Raw genomic sequence first — 16,536 nt, 5'->3', positions numbered from 1 at the left:
CTCATTTTGAGTAGTAAAAATGATAAAAGGTATTTATTGAGTGCCTGGTTGATTTGTGGTCTTGGTGCTATTTATTATAGCTATGAGTATTTTTTAAGAATATCACCGAGTGTTATGGAACCTGCTTTGCGCGAACATTTTAATTTGTCCGCCAGCGGCTTTGGTTTGTTATCTGCGTTTTACTATTATGCCTATGTTCCATTACAGATTCCTGTCGGAGTGCTGCTGGATCGATACGGTCCACGACTGCTCATTACTATCGCTTGCTTTATATGCGTAATTGGTACCTTTATTTTCGCAGGAACCAATGTTTTCTGGGTAGCGGCAACAGGTCGCTTTCTGGTTGGTTTTGGTTCCGCCTTTGCCTTTGTCGGTGTTTTAAAACTGGCGACTATCTGGTTGCCTGAAGATAAGCTGGCAATGGTATCCGGTATGGCCGCTGCTCTTGGTACGATTGGTGCCATGATTGGCGACAATCTTCTGGGTATTCTGGTTATTAAGATGGGCTGGAAGTATACTGTGCAATTGACCGCCTATGTGGGCATTGCGTTGATCTTTGTTCTGTGGTTCGGTATCAAGGATAAGAAGAGCCACCAGCGACGTAGCGGAACGGTTGATAATTTCCGTAAAAGTATGATTGACCTGGGTATTATTGCGCGCAATCGCCAAATCTGGATTAATGGTCTGTTTGGCTGCCTGGTTTATTTGCCTACCACTGTATTTGCTGAACTTTGGGGCATACCCTATTTGAAACACGCCCATGGACTCACTCAGGAAGGGGCTGACTTTGCCAATTCCCTGCTGTTTCTGGGTTTCACAATAGGCGCGCCGGTTATGGGGCTCATCTCTGATAAAATCAAACGCCGCAAGTTGCCGATGTTAGTTGGAGCAACGGGTGCTGCCATCATTATGATGATTGTGCTCTACTTCCCCGGCTTGAATGAGGGCAGTATCAGTGTCCTGATGTTTATGCTGGGTCTTCTATACAGCGCGCAATGTATTGTGTTTGCAGTAGGCCGTGAATTAAGCCCGACTGAAGCAGCGGGTACAGCGATGGCGATGACCAACATGATTGTTATGCTGGGTGCCATGTTCCTGCAGCCGCTGGTGGGCGAGCTATTGGATATGAGTTTCGCTTCACATGCGGGCGTTATCAATATCGACACCTTATCGCTAGATAAATTGCAACAGCTTTATACAGCGGATGACTATCAGTTTGCGCTGTCCATTATTCCGCTTGGAATAATAATCGCAGCTATCCTGACTTTTTTCCTCAAAGAAACTTATGCGAATACAAATGATTGAATCTATTAGTAGAAGACAAGCCCTGTTGGGAATATTAATTTGTACTGTAGGAGCTTTCTTCTACTGCTATGAATTTGTTTTGAGAATTATACCAGGCGCCTTGCAAAGCGAGCTTAGTGCTGCGTTTGGTCATATTTCAGCTACCACGTTTGGCCAATTATCTGCCTTTTACTATTTTGCCTATTCACCGATGCAGCTTCCTGTAGGCATGCTGATGGATCGCTACGGTCCGCGCAGACTGTTAACCTTCGCCTGCCTCTGCTGTACTCTGGGCTCATGGATGTTCACAAACACCTCTTCCATGCTTATCGCGGGCAGCGGTCGTTTTCTGGTGGGATTTGGCTCCTCATTTGCCTTTGTGGGTGTCCTGTCTCTGGCTTTGCGATGGCTGCCTCGTCGTTATTTTTCACTGGTTGCCGGGTTAATCACTACTCTGGGCATGCTCGGATTAGTGTATGGCGAAGTGAAAATTACCGATATGGCAGTGTCCTTAGGTCTGATGCATGTATTGTGGATGATGATCATTATTGGCGCAGTACTTAGTGTAATTACTTTCCTGGTCGTGCGCGATGGTCCTCAGGGACATATCGCTAACAAGCAACCGTGGCCGGAGTTTTTCGCGAATGTCTGGCATGTTTTATCTTCTCCGCAAGTCTGGCTTATCGGCTTTGTAGGGGCCTGTCTTTACACCTCCCTGTCTGTGTTTGGGGAATTATGGGGGAAAACCTATCTCGAACAGGCTCATCACCTCACGAAAGTGCAGGCGGCAAGAACCGTTTCAGCTATGTTTCTGGGATGGGCTGTCGGTGCGCCGATAGCCGGTTATTTCTCTGATATTAGTGGCAGAAGGGTGTTTCCTCTGGTGGCCGGTGCTATTTTAAGTCTTATTTGCATTAGCATCGTGCTGTATTATCCAGGCCTATCGTATACCACCTTAAATATTCTGCTCTTTCTCTATGGTGTATTCAGCGCGACAGAGATTATTGTATTTATTATGGGTAAGGAAAATAGCGGCGCCAAATTATCCGGCACTGTGTTTGCAGCAGTTAACATGATTGTCACTCTTGGCGGTGTGGTATTTCAGCCCCTGGTTGGTAAATTACTGGATACATTTGGTGATAGTCATGTGGTCGCAGGGGAGCATATCTACAGCATCGTGGATTATCAGCTTGCTCTTTCAGTTCTGCCGCTTTCATTGCTAATGGTGATGATTCTCGCTTTCTTCATGAAGGACTTTCGCTCAACTATTCAATAGGCGAAGCTGGCAACCAGAATTTTACTGGTTGCCATGCAAGAAAGGTCCTGGTCAATATGACAGATTTTGGCGTTAGCTGGAATAACCGTCAAAAACCGCAATCAGTTCCTTAGCCATTTGCCTGTTTTCGGCATTACAGCTAATCATACGGGGAACTTCAAGGGTAATAATCTGGCTCTCTTTATAGTGATGACGCGTAAATTCCGTATCATGATTTGAAATAAGTACGGTAATCCCTTGTTCTGCGCTTTGCTTAGCCAGAATAGCCAGGTCAATCTGGTCCTGCTCATAAAATTTAGTCCTGGTGTAAGAGGAGAAATTGGAGCTTCTCGAAAGTGGAACATAGGGGGGATCACAATAAATGATGTCACCCGCTTTTGCCTGAGCAAAAGTACTTCTGAAATCTGCTAAAAGAAATTCAGCTTTCTGACTTTGCTGATAAAAATTCAGTAATTCTTTTCTGGGAAAATAGGGTTTTTTATAGCGTCCAAAGGGTACGTTATAAATACCGCTCTTGTTATAGCGGCACAAGCCATTATAGCCATGCCGATTGAGATATAAGAACAAAGCACCGCGTCTTTTGATGTCAGTACAGTGATTAAATTCATCACGATACTGATAATAGAGACTTTCCACATTGTTTTCCGCTGTAAACAATTCAGCACAATCGCTAATAAACCGATCGCCTTCATTCTGTACCATTTGATAAAGATGAACCAGGTCGGGATTATTTTCTGCTAAAAGGTAACTGTCATATACAGAGTTTATGAACACTGCCCCAGAACCCGTAAAGGGTTCTATTAAACGCCTGGCTGGTTTCAGATGAGTTAGTATATGGTTTAAGCAATGGTATTTATTGCCTGCCCATTTAAGAAAGGGACGATATTTAACCATAAGCCTTCAGATCGAATAAAGTATTCAAATCTCAGTCCAAAAGGCTGAAGTATCGCCTACCAAACTCTAAAACGCAATGGTCAGTAAAAAAATCGCAGTCAAAGCCACCAAACTCAACATAGCATTGCCGCCGGGCACAATTTGCAGGCTGTCTGAGTTATCAATTCTGCGTGCACTCCAGGTCATTATTGCGGGCATAAGCAACAATAAGACAACACAGCAAACCCCGGCATAACCCAAGGCATGCAGGTAAATTCCTGGATTGATTAGCACTACGAAAAGGGGAGGCAGAAAAGTCAGCGCCAGAGTCCCTTTACCTTGAAGTCCGGATTTCTTTAAGGACAAGCCATCAGCCAGAAAATCAAATAACCCGATTGAGACTCCCAGGAATGCGGTAACCATACAAATGGAGGTGAAAAAGCCAAAAAAGCCGGTGATCCACTGGCTATGAACTGCACTACTCAGCGCATTAGTTAAGCCGCTAGTCGCATGTTCGGTTGTCATCAGACTCAATAAACCCTCATCACCGTCACGAGATACGACACCCATAATTACCGCATCCCATATAATGTAGCAAGCCAGGGGAATTAGTGAACCGTATAAAATAACTCGTCTTAAAGAAGCAACATCTTCATTAAAATAGTCGCGCAGGCTGGGTACTATCGATGCGAAACCAAATGAGGTAATCAGAATCATAAGGCTACCCGTAATGGCTTTCACTGAGCCGCCGCTTAAACTGCTGGTATCCACATGCGGGCTGATAATAGCCACTAATAACAGATAAACCCCGAGTTTGCCGAACATCAATCCACGGTTCACATAATCAACCGCACGGATCCCTGCATAAACCACCATACTGAATACTAAAGTAAAAAGCAATGAAGTAATCCAACTGGGAAAAGCGATGCCTAGCCTTGCTAAAATGCCATTTAATACATCACTGCCCCCTGATATATAGGCTGCCAGCAGCGTGTAGAGCAAGAACAAGTAAGTGATCCAGGCAATAATCTGCCCAGGCAAGCCCAGGGTTGACCTGGCCATAGATACCATATTGCTTCCGGGAGGAAGCCGCAAATTGACTTCGAGAATCAGGAATGCCCCCACAGTCATAATCAGCCAGCAGAGTATTAGAAAGAAGATGGAATTGGTAAATCCAACTTCAGCGGTTGACACTGGGAGAGCCAGCATACCACCACCAATAGAAGTTCCTACAATAAGAAGAATTCCGCCGAGTAATTTTGAGTTGGTCACTAATTTATCCATATTGATCAAATTTCATTCAGAAATGTTAAATAACAATGGATGCAATGTCAATAGGATTATTCCATAAACAATGTGTTCTTTGCCATAACAAAAGAAAAAACTATCCATTGCGCTCTTGTTTGAAACTTATCGCCTAAGCCTGAGTCTTCCTTTAATGCCTTAGGCGTTAAGTTATGATTTTAGATTAATGACTGAGTAATTGCCAAATTGCATTTATCATTAAAATAACGGAAAAAATAATTACTAACCACTGAGTGATTGCCCCTCCTGGGACAGTATAACGCCCGGCATAGCGTTTTCGACCATAAACCGTCATCAACGCGGGCAATAAAAGAAGCAGTATGACGCAAAAAATGCCGGCATAATTAAGAGCGCGTATATAGATACCTGGAGAGTAAATGACCAGGAGCAGCGGGGGCAGAAATGTCAGTATAAATAGCATTAGGCCGGCACGTCCTTTTTGCTCTACCTTAAATCCATCGGCCAGAAAGCTGATTAAACAGAGCGATACTCCCAGAAAGGCGGTTAGCATGCAGATAGATGTAAAAAAATTAAAAATGGAAGTGATTAACTGGCTATTGACGGTTCTGCTTAATATATCGGCCAGAGCGCTGGTCGTATGATCATCATGTAAAAGAGCGGCAAGGCCCTGATTACCCTCGGTGGGTACAGTTCCCATGATAATGGCATCCCAGGCCAGGTAACAAAACAGGGGAATACAGGAACCGATTAGAATGACTTTGCGCAGCGTCTTTAAATCATCATTAAAATAATCCCGCAGATTAGGAATGATAATCGCATATCCGAATGAGGTAATCAGAATCATCACCGTACCAGTGATGAATCGATAATCTCCTGATACCAGATGCGCAGGTTTTACATGAGGCGCGATGAGTAAGACCAAAAGGCAGTAAGCCCCCAATTTGCCAAACATTAGCAGACGATTGAAGAGGTCCACTTTTTTGATGCCGCCATATACAATCATACCAAAGATGAAAGTAAATAAGACAATGGCCTGCCATTCGCGCAGATGAATGTTAATAAAGCTGAGCAGGCTTGAAAATACATCTGCTCCGCCTGAAATATAACCCGCAAGCAAGGAATATAATAAAAAAAGATAGCTAAGCCAGGCAACTAAAAGTCCGGGAATCCCCAAAGTGGCCTCAGCCATAGAAACCATGTGTTTGCCTGGTGGAAGATAAAGATTCGCCTCAAGAATAAACAGAGCGCCAAGCGTCATTAAAGCCCAGCAGAACAGCAGGAAAAGAGAAGACTGCCAGAATCCAGTTGCAGCATTCGCTACCGGTAAGGCCAGCATTCCGCCGCCTATTGATGTTCCTACAATAAGTAATATACCGCCAATAAATCTTGAGTTCATCATAATCAATCCATCAGAAACACTCCATGTCAGTTATTTTGTTGCTGCAGCAGCAGGTTGACTCAGTGCAGAGCAATTAAACCATTGAATTTCCAGGCGGCGGTTCTGAGCGCTGCCATGAATAATCTTATTATCTGAAACCGCATGTTTATCGCCATAGCCCTCTGCATTTAACTGCTGCGCCGGGATGCCATTTGCCCACAGGAACGTTAACATCGCTTCGGCACGTGCCTGGGATAAATTGTTTTTATGTTCTCGTGAGCCAATGTCATCTGTAAAGCCCGCTACATAAATTGAGCAATTAACATGGCATCGAAGCAGTTTAACGATATTTACCAATCCTTCATAACACAAATCATTCAGCTTGGGCGAGTTAAACATGAAATAGCGATCAGTGGGAACGATTAAAGTCATCGTGTCCCCATACTGGATATACTGAATATCTTCTCTTTCCAGTGCTTTCAGCAGCGAGCGCCGACTGTCTTTGTAAATACTGTAGGATATGCCGGCGGCAGCGCCAATCCCTGTTCCAGTTAAGGTTGAACCAGCAACGGCTCCTGCGACAGTTCCAAACCCGCCAATCGTAGCGGTATCTTTGTACATTCGATTATAAGGCTTAAAATTGTTATAGGGAGGCTGATAACAGCTGCTTAAACCAAAAGCCAGCAGACCTGCAAAAACCAAACGCCGGGCATTTCGCATTAAAGGCATTCCTAATCCTGAACAGAACAATTTTTCCATTATTAAGGATCCCTTGCAATTTCGCAACGAGCAGAAGTGCTTTCCTTGAGAAATAAGGAAAAATTTTTTGATTAAACTACGCAGAAGCAAGGAGTTTGGGTATAGTTATCCTTTCATTAATTAAAAAAGTCGAACAATGACTGAAAAAAAAGTAACGTTTTCTACTGCACTCGCTGCCCTGGGCATCGTGTATGGCGATATTGGAACCAGTCCATTGTATGCAATCAAGGAAACATTGGGTGATCTGCCAATCAATCGAGTTGATGTGCTTGGCGTTTTATCGCTTATTTTTTGGTCGCTAATTATCATTATCTCAATAAAATATTTAATTGTTATTTTCCGGGCGGATAATGAAGGGGAGGGTGGAGGCCTGGCATTACTTGCCTTGCTCAAACAGCAACAGAGCAAGCATCGGCACTGGTTTTACCTCATTGCAATTTTTACAGCGGGCTTATTGATTGGGGATGGCATGCTGACCCCGGCAATTTCCGTTACCAGTGCGATGGAAGGCCTTGAGCTATTGTCGCCCAAATTCGACAGCTATATTACCTTATTATCATCCACTATTCTGATTTGTTTGTTTCTAATGCAATCCAAAGGAACAGGGCGCATTGGTGCTGCCTTTGGTCCTCTGATCTTACTGTGGTTTATAACGATTGGCGCATTGGGTTTCGTGCAGATTATTAAATACCCGCAAGTGCTTCAGGCAGTTCACCCTTATTATGCTTATGAGTTCTTTTATGAAAATGGCTGGCGGGCGTATTTGCTATTGGGAGGGGTTTTCCTGGCCGTAACCGGTGGAGAAGCTCTGTATGCAGACATTGGCCACTTTGGTAAAAATCCAATTCGCTATAGCTGGTTTTTTGTAGCGCTTCCAGGATTATTACTCAACTATTTTGGCCAGGGCGCCAATCTGCTCCTGCATCCTGAAGCAATAGAAAATCCCTTTTATCTGCTGGCTCCTTCCTGGTTTTTTATGCCTTTGCTGATTATTTCCACGCTGGCCACAGTTATCGCATCCCAGGCTGTCATATCGGCTACCTTTTCATTAACCAAACAGGCAGTTCTATTGGGTTTGTATCCTAAACTGCCGATTGTGCAGACCTCATCCGAACATCAGGGGCAGATTTACATTCCACAAATGAATTTTTTTCTGCTAATCGGTACGATGGCCTTGCTATTTTTCTTCAGAAGTACTGACGGATTGGCCAATGCGTATGGGATCGCGGTTAATCTGGATATGTTATTAGTAACAACAATGGTGGTGTATGCGGCTCGCACGGTATGGAAGTGGTCAATCTTGCGCATTGCCCTGGTTTTCACCGGGTTTTTAATCATTGACCTCGCATTTCTGGGAGCCAATTCACATAAGTTTCTTACCGGAGGCTGGGCCCCTGTATTTTTTGCCTTATTGGTTGCCATTGTCATGTACACCTGGAGTACGGGTCTTAAGCATCTGAAAGAACACTATTACATGCAGAAAGGCGATTTGCTGAAGATAATCAAACAGTTACATTATAAAAGTTTGAATCATCTGCCGGGTGTTACTGCAATTTTTCTGACCGATATTTATGATCGCAGCGGCGGCAGCTTTTTACATTTTCTTAAACTAAGTCTTGCGGTTCCTGAGAATATTCTGATTGTGAATTATCAGGTGGAAAATAAGCCCAGAGTTCATTATAGCAAACGCTTTGAGCTGACACAGCTTGATGAAAAAATCTGCCAGTTGACCCTGCATTATGGATTTATGGATAATATTTCCATTCCTCATGCCCTGTCAGCCCTTAATGAAAAAAAACTGCTGCCTTATGAGCTGAATGTTGATTCTGCAACTTATCTGGTTGAGATCCCCAATGTGATGGCATCCAAACGAATCAAAACATTGACCTTCTACTGGCAGGAGAAATTGTTTGCGTTTCTGATGCGAAACTACTCGGCTAATCTGAATATCGAGTTCTATAATTTGCCCTACAACCGTACTATTGCTATTGGAACGTACTTTTTCATATAGTCCCGCCTGCTATTTTGCCGAGCACTGTGCATTCAGGGGCTTCTCTGGTAAAACAATCTGTACATTAATCCCTTTAATAGTAGGGCTCGGCAAGGCTTCTTTAAGATAATCCATTAATGGCACATCAACTACTTTTCCAAAATTGGAGGATGCTTGTCGGAAAATTAACTGATCACCTTTCCAGAAGGCGAATCCGAGATGGGAAACGTTTAAATGGGTGCCAATAGCCTGTGTCAAATCCCAGTTCGGTCGAACAATTTCGATAATCGCTGCATCAGGAATCTGCTTGAAAAGATGAAGGTTGGGGACGCCCTTGGCATCAAATAAAGCAGTTAGAGGCAGATAATCAATCTGTTCTTTGGCCACAGCAAGCTTGCTGCCCCGCTGTTTAAGTCTGCTTAATCGCTTCTCGGTTTCTTTAGCGTCGGGAGAGTTTAAACGAATGGATTTACTGCTTAAGTGCTGATACCAGGAGGGCTTATCTACTATAGCTTCAGCAACTTTGTACACTGGCTGATTGTTTTTATCAGTAAAATTGCGCGTGATGTCTTTTACATACCCCTGCTGCTGATTATTGGTATTCCAGTCCAGGGCGGTGAAATGATTTCGATTAATAAAACCAATTTTACCATTCTGATATCTTAATTTTTGCAGGCAGACTTTATACTCCGAAGGGTTATTTGCAAGTGCGAGAGCCAAAACCGAAGTCACGAAGGTTTCGCAATCAAAACCATCGAAACGGTAGAGTGTCATCTGATCAAAATAAGCGTTATGTCCCTCCCCAAGCGAACCGAGGATATAGGGTTTTCCTACAAAAGAGCTGCTTAGTTTATCCAAACGGGCCTGCATGTTTAATTTAGAGATGTCAGGGATAGTGTGATATAGTTTCTCAATGCTTAGGTCTAACTCTTTTCGGGGAAGATCATTTATAGCAAAGACATTAAAGGTCAGCGTTAAACAGCTGGATAAAAGCATCAATTTTTTTAAAGAAGCCATAGTTCGCTTGAAGTAATGTAAGTGTAGCAGGCAAACAGTTTGAGGGAAATTTATGCTAAATGCAATATGGCTCGGAATGATCCTGCTTTCAGTATGCGTTGCGGTGATTCAAGGGCGAGTGGATCAACTGGTCAATGCGGTGACAGACTCTGCCAAGCTGGGTTTTGAAATTGCGATAGGTTTAACCGGTATTATGGCCTTATGGCTTGGGATAATGAATATCGCCACCGAGTCTGGCCTGGTTAATCGTTTAGCGAGGTTATTGAAGCCTGTCATGAAACCTGTATTTCCTGAAGTCCCGGTGGATGATCCGGCGATGGGCGCTATGGTGATGAATATTGCCGCCAATATGCTGGGCCTTGGCAACGCAGCAACTCCTTTTGGGTTAAAGGCGATGAAAGAATTACAGCGTTTAAATGAGCATGCACAGGAAGCGAGTAATGCGATGTGTACTTTTCTCGCGATTAACACTTCCAGTGTTCAGTTAATTCCGGCAACTGCAATCGCCTTTCTGGCTGCTAATGGTGCTTTGCATCCCAGCTCTGTCATCGTCAGTTCGCTTTTGGCTACTACTTGTTCAACAATAGTGGGTATTGTAGCTGTCAAACAGCTTGCCAAACTTCCGGTTTACCGAATAAATAAATTAAGTGTTTCTCATGAGTGATTTTGCTAATCAATTATCCAATTGGATGCTTCTTGCATTCGTTGTGGGAATACCAGCTTATGCAGCTCTGCGAAAAGTCGACGTTTTTGAAGCGTTTATCAATGGTGCAAAGCAGGGTTTTGAAACCAGTGTCAGCATTATTCCCTACTTAATCGCAATGATGGTCGCAATTGGTATGCTTCGCGCTTCTGGCTTCTTTGAGCTGCTGAGTAGTCTGTTGTCCCCTGTACTTTCCAAGCTGGGTATGCCTTCCGATTTATTACCTTTGGCCTTAATCCGCCCATTCTCCGGCAGTGCATCAACAGGCTTAATGGCGGAGCTCATTCATGATCATGGGGGCAATTCATTCATCGCCAAAACTGCTGCAACTATGATGGGTAGTACGGAAACTACATTCTACGTGATTGCAGTGTATTTTGGAGCGGTAGGAATTAAAAGAACAAGGCATGCTATCCCCGCCGGCTTACTTGCCGATTTGGCCGGAATCATCGCTAGTATTGCTGTTTGCCGTTATCTATTTGCATAATGATATTTGTATTGGGTATTCGTTTGCCTCTTTTGCCAATTTCATAAACGCGAAATTGGCTGAATAGAAGTAGTAGAAGAGAAGTGCTTTTCTGTATCCTTAATCAGAGTTCGAATCACTGTTCCCGATCGATGGCCAAACTGCAAAGCATGATCACCACGTGGAAAAAAACGCACCGGCTTATGATGTGAATTAGGCAGTGATTCGAATTCACTATAATTCACAGAAGCATCCTTTTTGCCAGAATAGATATGCCAGTGACTATGTCCAGATGAATCCTTCTGATATAAATGCTTTAAAGCGCGGGCTGCTTTGAGCATTAAATTTAAAAGGCCAAATAGAGAGGGGCCGTTGCCGCCAAAACGTGGGGAAGGCCCAGTAGTTTGTGCAGAATATACATCGGGATGCATATTTCGGTAGAACAGTTTAAGCGGACTTGCCATTTTATGAAATCCGCTCATGACAGCTGGCGCAAGCAAGGAAACGCATTTCACGGCTTTTCCATTCTCATTAGTGAGATTATTAATGAAAGCATTCTCTACGGTTAAAATCGCGCCTCCCATACTGTGTCCCACCAGTGCCAGTTCCGCCTGTGGATTTTGAGCATTGATGTGACTTAGAAATTTGCGAAAATCAATTCGCAATAAATCAGTAGAAATATTTCTTTTCTGTCTTTGGGCATCATTACCATGACCTCGATGATCATAAGCTATTACTTTAAAGCCATTTTTTACAGCTTCTCGTGCCAATTTATCCGCTGAATTCACGCTATCATGCCATCCATGCAGAAACACCATGATTTTTTCAGGAGTCGATGGAAGGTCAGGCTCCCAGATACGGGTAATAAATGTTTTGGATGGGTTGGATTGAAAGAGCTGCAGCGACTGTCTGAGATACTGTTTTAAATAACTATTAAAAGGATGGGTAAGCTCATTTAAAAACTCCTCGATTGCCTCAATCTTTTTCAAGTCGTTTTGCTCTCCATCCAGTATTATCCTTAGTTTTTCAATATCATGCTGTCTATATTCGGATATATTTCCTTGTTTCTCACTGATATATTTATCAATAGCAAAATGAACAAAATCATTTAGAGAAGAACCCAATGAAATGTTTCCATCTTTTGCCCCTTCAGGTGTCTCGTGTTTCGCGGAGTGTGGTTGTGGTGAATAACCGAATGTATTGAATGATAGCTGGAGTTCTTTATTAATCTTAAGGATTTCTTCTACTATCAATTCTTCCAGTACGCTTTTGTCGGTAATACCTGTGTAGTAAGAATCGCTGCTAAAATAATCCTCCAGTTCTGATAGTAAATCGTCAGGGTTGGCAGCAGTATTCACTGTTTTGCTAATGTAGGCAATGTCAGTTGCTCTATGAGGAGAAGCCGCTCGTCTTGGGTATTCCGTTTTATAGCGATGAAGAGCTGCTATTATTGTATCCTTTAAGATGGGGAATCCGTCTTTGTTGTCACTTTCCGACATCTTATGTCCAATCTGGTTGTGAGTTTAAATTATACATAGTGGGCAAAGCCAAGGCAAGCTTTCGTTATTGTAAAAAACCTGTCCTGAATCGATTGACTTAATTTGTGAGGGGGAAAGGCAAGATTAAAGCGGGCAAAGGGTCGTCTGGTATCGTTCATAGTACGCAAACGACCATTTAGTAGAGAAGTTACTCAGTTATTAGTATCAGTTCTCTGGTTTAGAATAGGGCAGAACCAACACCGTTGTGCCTACATCGATAAAGTTCTGATTTAACCATTTGGCCGCTCCTGGCAAAACGCGTATACAGCCGTGGCTGGAGTTGCGGCGTGGTACTTCATAGGCTGCATGAATGGCATAGCCGTCGTGGAAGTGCATGCAATAGGGCATTTTAGCGCCACCTTCTTTGCCGCCTGGAGTTTTGGCAATTGGGAATTCACTGGATTTGCAGTCCGCCCCTTTTTTATTGAACACCTGGAATGTGCCAACTACGGTTCGGCATGATTCATCAATGTCCTGGCAAAAATCCATACCACCGGAAGCGCTGCCAGTCATCACCCGATTGCCCTGTGCGTCATAAGCTGCCCAGGCATAGGCTTTGGGATCAAACACAAACAGCTTTTTACCGTTCGTATTCCAGGTCATTGGAAAAGCATTCTGGCCGCGGGTATCGTCCTGGTAGGGAGTAGTGTAATGAGGATATCCGGCATCATCGGTTATCACATCAGGTTTGTCGAATGTATCGCATGAAGTCAATAATCCTAAAGCCAGTGGGGCCGCCAACAACATTTTTTTCATTCGTTTGTCCTTAAATCTTGATTATGCTTTTTTATTGTTACTGTTTTTTCTAGCTGCACTTGCAAGCTGTGCCTCTTCAAACATCTTTAATTGTGCAAGAAGGGTTCTGGTGTTTGCCCTAAAGTTTGCCATTTCTCTGGCAGAAATTTCCAAACCTCTGGGCAAGTCAACGGTAGTAGGATTTCTGGGGAAATTATTGACATGAAACTCATAATGGCAATGAGGGCCAGAGGCAAGTCCGGATTGGCCCACGTAACCGATCACCTGGCCGCGCTTGACATAATCACCGCGTGATAAGCCTTTCTCAAATCGTAGCATGTGGCCATACACACTGCTGTAATTTTTGTCATGCTTAATTTTAATCATATTGCCATAGCCATTCTGGCGGCCAATAATTTCAATTTTCCCTGAGCCTGTGGCCATGATTGGTGTGCCAATAGACGCAGCGAGGTCGACGCCTTTATGGGCTCGTCGATAATGTAAAATAGGATGATACCTTGAAAGACTGAAGGAAGAGCTGATGTGGCTGAAACGGACCGGATAGCGGTTGAATGCTTTCTTCAGACTTCTGCCTTCGGGGGTGTAATAATCAGACTGACCATCGCGGTTAGTATGTCTTACCGCCTGAAATGTTTTTCCACGATTCTTGTAAGATACCGCCACAATATCACCAGTTCCGACTTGTTTGCCATCGATATAAAATGCCTGATAAATAATAGTGAATCGATCCCCGGCACGAATATCTTTGGCAAAATTAATATCCCAGGTAAAGATATCGGTCATTTGTTTAACCAGTTTTGGCGGGATATTGTAACGTTTGGCCGTTCCATAGAGGGAGCCATTCACGACGGCAGTTGCGAAATGATTATGGCTGTTCATTTTCTTTGCATCTATTTTGCTTCTATAGTGAGTGCCGTCACGATAGATGACCAGAAACTGGGTGCTGGTAAAAGGAAGCATCATTCGCTCAAGAACCTTATTCTTGATTTGAAGCTGAATATCCTGTCCTGGCTTCAACCGGGTGAGAGCCGAGGTATGCGGATTATCATGAAGAATCGTTTGCAACACTTTCTGGCTTATACCGGCGCGATTGAATACCAGTGCCAGGGAGTCACCCGGACGGGTTTTAATAATTTTCCAATCTTTTTCAGGGGGTATAGCCGCGGGCTTATTCGGTTTAGCCGTTTTGATTTCCGGTTTTTTTACCTCGGCCAGTTTTTTAGCTGCTTCCAGACTGGTTTTCTGCGGCTCAGCTTTCTCTATATGCTCCGCTTTCTCTATAATAGATGAGGGCGCTGGAATGGTTTCGCCTGCTTCAGCTTCTTCTGTATCCTCTTGCTCTTCCTCATTAACCGGAACTTCCTCTTCATCAGGAATATCTTTTTCCTGTTCTTCAAGTTCAGATAAGGTCGTTGATTTGCTGCTTACAGGTGGCTTAATCTTGTGTGGAAATGTCTTGACCAATATGAAAGGCAAGGCAAATGCAATCGCCAATGCGATAAGAGCCAACAGCTTGGATGGCTTGTTTGTATTATTTATTGAGACATTGGGTCGTTGATCCATGTTTCGCCTTTTGCTACTGCTAACCTCTAGAGTGATGTTAAAATTATTATTACAGTGATAATTAGGTTTATTATTACCATCCCAATAAAACGGCGAAATAATAATCGCACGTTTTTTAAAATTTGGTTACCCACTGAACATATAATCTGTTCTGTTATACGGTTCGCCAACTGGGGCATTCATGCCTAAAAAGCTGTCCTGTTTATTCATCCTCTAGCGAGAACACAATAACCGGGCTAAGATACTCGCTGGAACAACTTAGGTCAATCACTAAAAAAGGTTTTACTTGTATGATTATTGATGAATCGATGAATGCCGAACTGCAAAGAGGCTGTGAAGAAATCCTACCTGTTCAGGAATTTGAAAAAAAATTGCTCAAGGATAGACCTCTGATCATAAAAGCAGGATTTGATCCGACTGCTCCTGATTTACACTTAGGCCATACCGTATTATTGAATAAACTTCGGCAATTTCAACAGTTTGGACATCAGGTTGTTTTTTTGATCGGTGATTTCACCGCCATGATCGGTGACCCGACAGGAAAAAATGTCACACGCATGCCCTTAAGCCAGGAGGCCGTATTTGAGAATGCCAAAACTTATGAAGCACAGGTATTTAAAATTCTTGATCCAGAGAAAACAATCGTTCGTTTTAATTCTCAATGGATGGGGGCAATGAACGCAGCCGACCTAATTCGTCTTGCCGCCACACATACTGTTGCCAGGATGCTTGAGCGCGATGATTTCAGTAAACGTTATAGTACAGGACAGCCGATAGCCATTCATGAGTTTCTCTATCCATTAGTACAGGGCTATGACTCAGTAGCGCTTAAAGCAGATATTGAACTGGGAGGTACGGATCAGAAGTTTAATCTGTTAATGGGCCGAGAATTGCAGAAACATTTCGGCCATGAGCCGCAAGTCATTATGATGACCCCATTAATAGAAGGATTAGACGGTGTTAAGAAAATGTCGAAATCTTTAAACAACTATATAGGTATAGAAGAAGCTGCCGATAGTATGTTTGGAAAGATTATGTCGGTTAGCGATGAATTGATGTGGCGTTATATTAATCTGTTAAGTTTTAAATCCTCTGCCGATATCGCAAAAATGAAACGAGCGGTTGAAGAGGGCTATAATCCACGTGATGTTAAAATCGGATTGGCCAAGGAAATTATTGAACGCTTCCATAATAAGGAACAAGCCGATTTGGCGGAACAGTCTTTCATTGAGCGTTTTCGCAAGAATGAAATTCCTGATGATTTACCCGAACAAATTATTATATGTTCAGAGCCTTTAAGTGTTGCCCAGATTTTAAAGCAACTCGATTTAACAAAAAGTACTTCCGAATCCATTCGAATGACCGCACAGGGCGCAGTCAAGTTAAATGGTGAGCGTCTGGCGGATGCGGCATTGTTAATGGAAATGGAAAAAAGCTTTATTATTCAGGTAGGTAAGCGAAGAATTGCCAAGGTGCTTCTTAAAAAGGCAGGGTGATAAAAAAGAAATTTAAACTTTTTTGCAAAAAGTGTTTGACAAGGGAAGCGAAATCCGTAGAATACGCATCACGCCTTCGGGGCGAGTTGATTAAGAAGATGAAGACAAACTGTGTGGGCGCTTGAAGAGATTTGAGTGCTTGAGAAGTAAAGAATATAGTCAGAGAAATTT

Annotated in this window: 14 protein-coding genes; 6 read left to right on the top strand and 8 right to left on the bottom strand. The window is 43.2% G+C overall.

Annotated features, from left to right (window positions below):
- Nucleotides 1-6: 6 nt before the first annotated feature.
- The gene (locus tag B1207_RS13955; RefSeq protein WP_112220519.1) at nt 7-1,305 is read left to right on the top strand and encodes an MFS transporter; all 1,299 of its coding nucleotides are present in this window, start codon (nt 7-9) and stop codon (nt 1,303-1,305) included.
- Entirely contained in the window at nt 1,286-2,560 is a 1,275-nt protein-coding gene (locus tag B1207_RS13950) for an MFS transporter (RefSeq protein ID WP_112220518.1), read from the top strand. Before B1207_RS13955 ends, B1207_RS13950 begins: the two co-directional genes overlap by 20 nt.
- Nucleotides 2,561-2,632: 72 nt before the next feature.
- Here the strand turns inward: B1207_RS13950 and B1207_RS13945 are convergent, their stop codons facing one another.
- The 4 genes from B1207_RS13945 to cmpA form a co-directional block, all read right to left on the bottom strand.
- The gene (locus tag B1207_RS13945; protein ID WP_112220517.1) at nt 2,633-3,454 is read right to left on the bottom strand and encodes a Dam family site-specific DNA-(adenine-N6)-methyltransferase; all 822 of its coding nucleotides are present in this window, start codon (nt 3,452-3,454) and stop codon (nt 2,633-2,635) included.
- Between the two features lie 66 nt (nt 3,455-3,520).
- Nucleotides 3,521-4,705, bottom strand: a complete 1,185-nt coding sequence (locus B1207_RS13940) for an amino acid permease (protein WP_172458311.1) — start codon at nt 4,703-4,705, stop codon at nt 3,521-3,523.
- Between the two features lie 196 nt (nt 4,706-4,901).
- On the bottom strand, nt 4,902-6,095 hold the full coding sequence (locus B1207_RS13935) for an amino acid permease (protein WP_112220572.1): 1,194 nt from the start codon (nt 6,093-6,095) through the stop codon (nt 4,902-4,904).
- A 33-nt stretch (nt 6,096-6,128) separates the two neighbouring features.
- Complete coding sequence (cmpA, locus tag B1207_RS13930) at nt 6,129-6,836, bottom strand: C-OmpA-like family protein CmpA (RefSeq protein ID WP_253255873.1); 708 nt, start codon at nt 6,834-6,836, stop codon at nt 6,129-6,131.
- A 136-nt stretch (nt 6,837-6,972) separates the two neighbouring features.
- Between cmpA and B1207_RS13925 the strand changes: the two genes are divergently transcribed.
- Nucleotides 6,973-8,847 (top strand): potassium transporter Kup, encoded by a 1,875-nt coding sequence (locus tag B1207_RS13925; RefSeq protein ID WP_112220515.1) that lies wholly within the window; start codon nt 6,973-6,975, stop codon nt 8,845-8,847.
- Nucleotides 8,848-8,856: 9 nt separating this feature from the next.
- On the opposite strand, the gene B1207_RS13920 is transcribed toward B1207_RS13925, so the two are convergent.
- A complete protein-coding gene (locus tag B1207_RS13920; protein ID WP_112220514.1) occupies nt 8,857-9,843 on the bottom strand; it encodes an N-acetylmuramoyl-L-alanine amidase-like domain-containing protein in 987 nt (328 codons plus the stop codon).
- Between the two features lie 52 nt (nt 9,844-9,895).
- Between B1207_RS13920 and B1207_RS13915 the strand changes: the two genes are divergently transcribed.
- Both B1207_RS13915 and B1207_RS13910 read left to right on the top strand, forming a co-directional pair.
- Nucleotides 9,896-10,507 (top strand): nucleoside recognition domain-containing protein, encoded by a 612-nt coding sequence (locus B1207_RS13915; RefSeq protein ID WP_112220513.1) that lies wholly within the window; start codon nt 9,896-9,898, stop codon nt 10,505-10,507.
- Entirely contained in the window at nt 10,500-11,033 is a 534-nt protein-coding gene (locus B1207_RS13910; RefSeq protein WP_112220512.1) for a spore maturation protein, read from the top strand. The genes B1207_RS13915 and B1207_RS13910 overlap by 8 nt, the downstream gene beginning before the upstream one ends.
- 41 nt (nt 11,034-11,074) lie before the next feature.
- On the opposite strand, the gene B1207_RS13905 is transcribed toward B1207_RS13910, so the two are convergent.
- From B1207_RS13905 to B1207_RS13895, 3 genes are all read right to left on the bottom strand, one after another.
- A complete protein-coding gene (locus B1207_RS13905) occupies nt 11,075-12,511 on the bottom strand; it encodes an alpha/beta hydrolase (protein ID WP_112220511.1) in 1,437 nt (478 codons plus the stop codon).
- A gap of 204 nt (nt 12,512-12,715) precedes the next feature.
- Nucleotides 12,716-13,306 (bottom strand): L,D-transpeptidase, encoded by a 591-nt coding sequence (locus B1207_RS13900; protein ID WP_112220510.1) that lies wholly within the window; start codon nt 13,304-13,306, stop codon nt 12,716-12,718.
- A gap of 21 nt (nt 13,307-13,327) precedes the next feature.
- The gene (locus B1207_RS13895; RefSeq protein WP_112220509.1) at nt 13,328-14,869 is read right to left on the bottom strand and encodes a M23 family metallopeptidase; all 1,542 of its coding nucleotides are present in this window, start codon (nt 14,867-14,869) and stop codon (nt 13,328-13,330) included.
- 290 nt (nt 14,870-15,159) lie between these two features.
- Here B1207_RS13895 and tyrS point away from each other — a divergent pair, with 290 nt between their 5' ends.
- A complete protein-coding gene (gene tyrS, locus B1207_RS13890) occupies nt 15,160-16,365 on the top strand; it encodes a tyrosine--tRNA ligase (RefSeq protein WP_112220508.1) in 1,206 nt (401 codons plus the stop codon).
- Nucleotides 16,366-16,536: the final 171 nt, after the last annotated feature.

Origin of the sequence: Legionella quinlivanii (assembly GCF_003265995.1) — a bacterium.
GTDB lineage: Bacteria > Pseudomonadota > Gammaproteobacteria > Legionellales > Legionellaceae > Legionella_C > Legionella_C quinlivanii_A.
The sequence above is the reverse complement of the archived record's forward strand: the minus strand, read 5'-3'. Positions and strand labels throughout refer to the sequence as shown.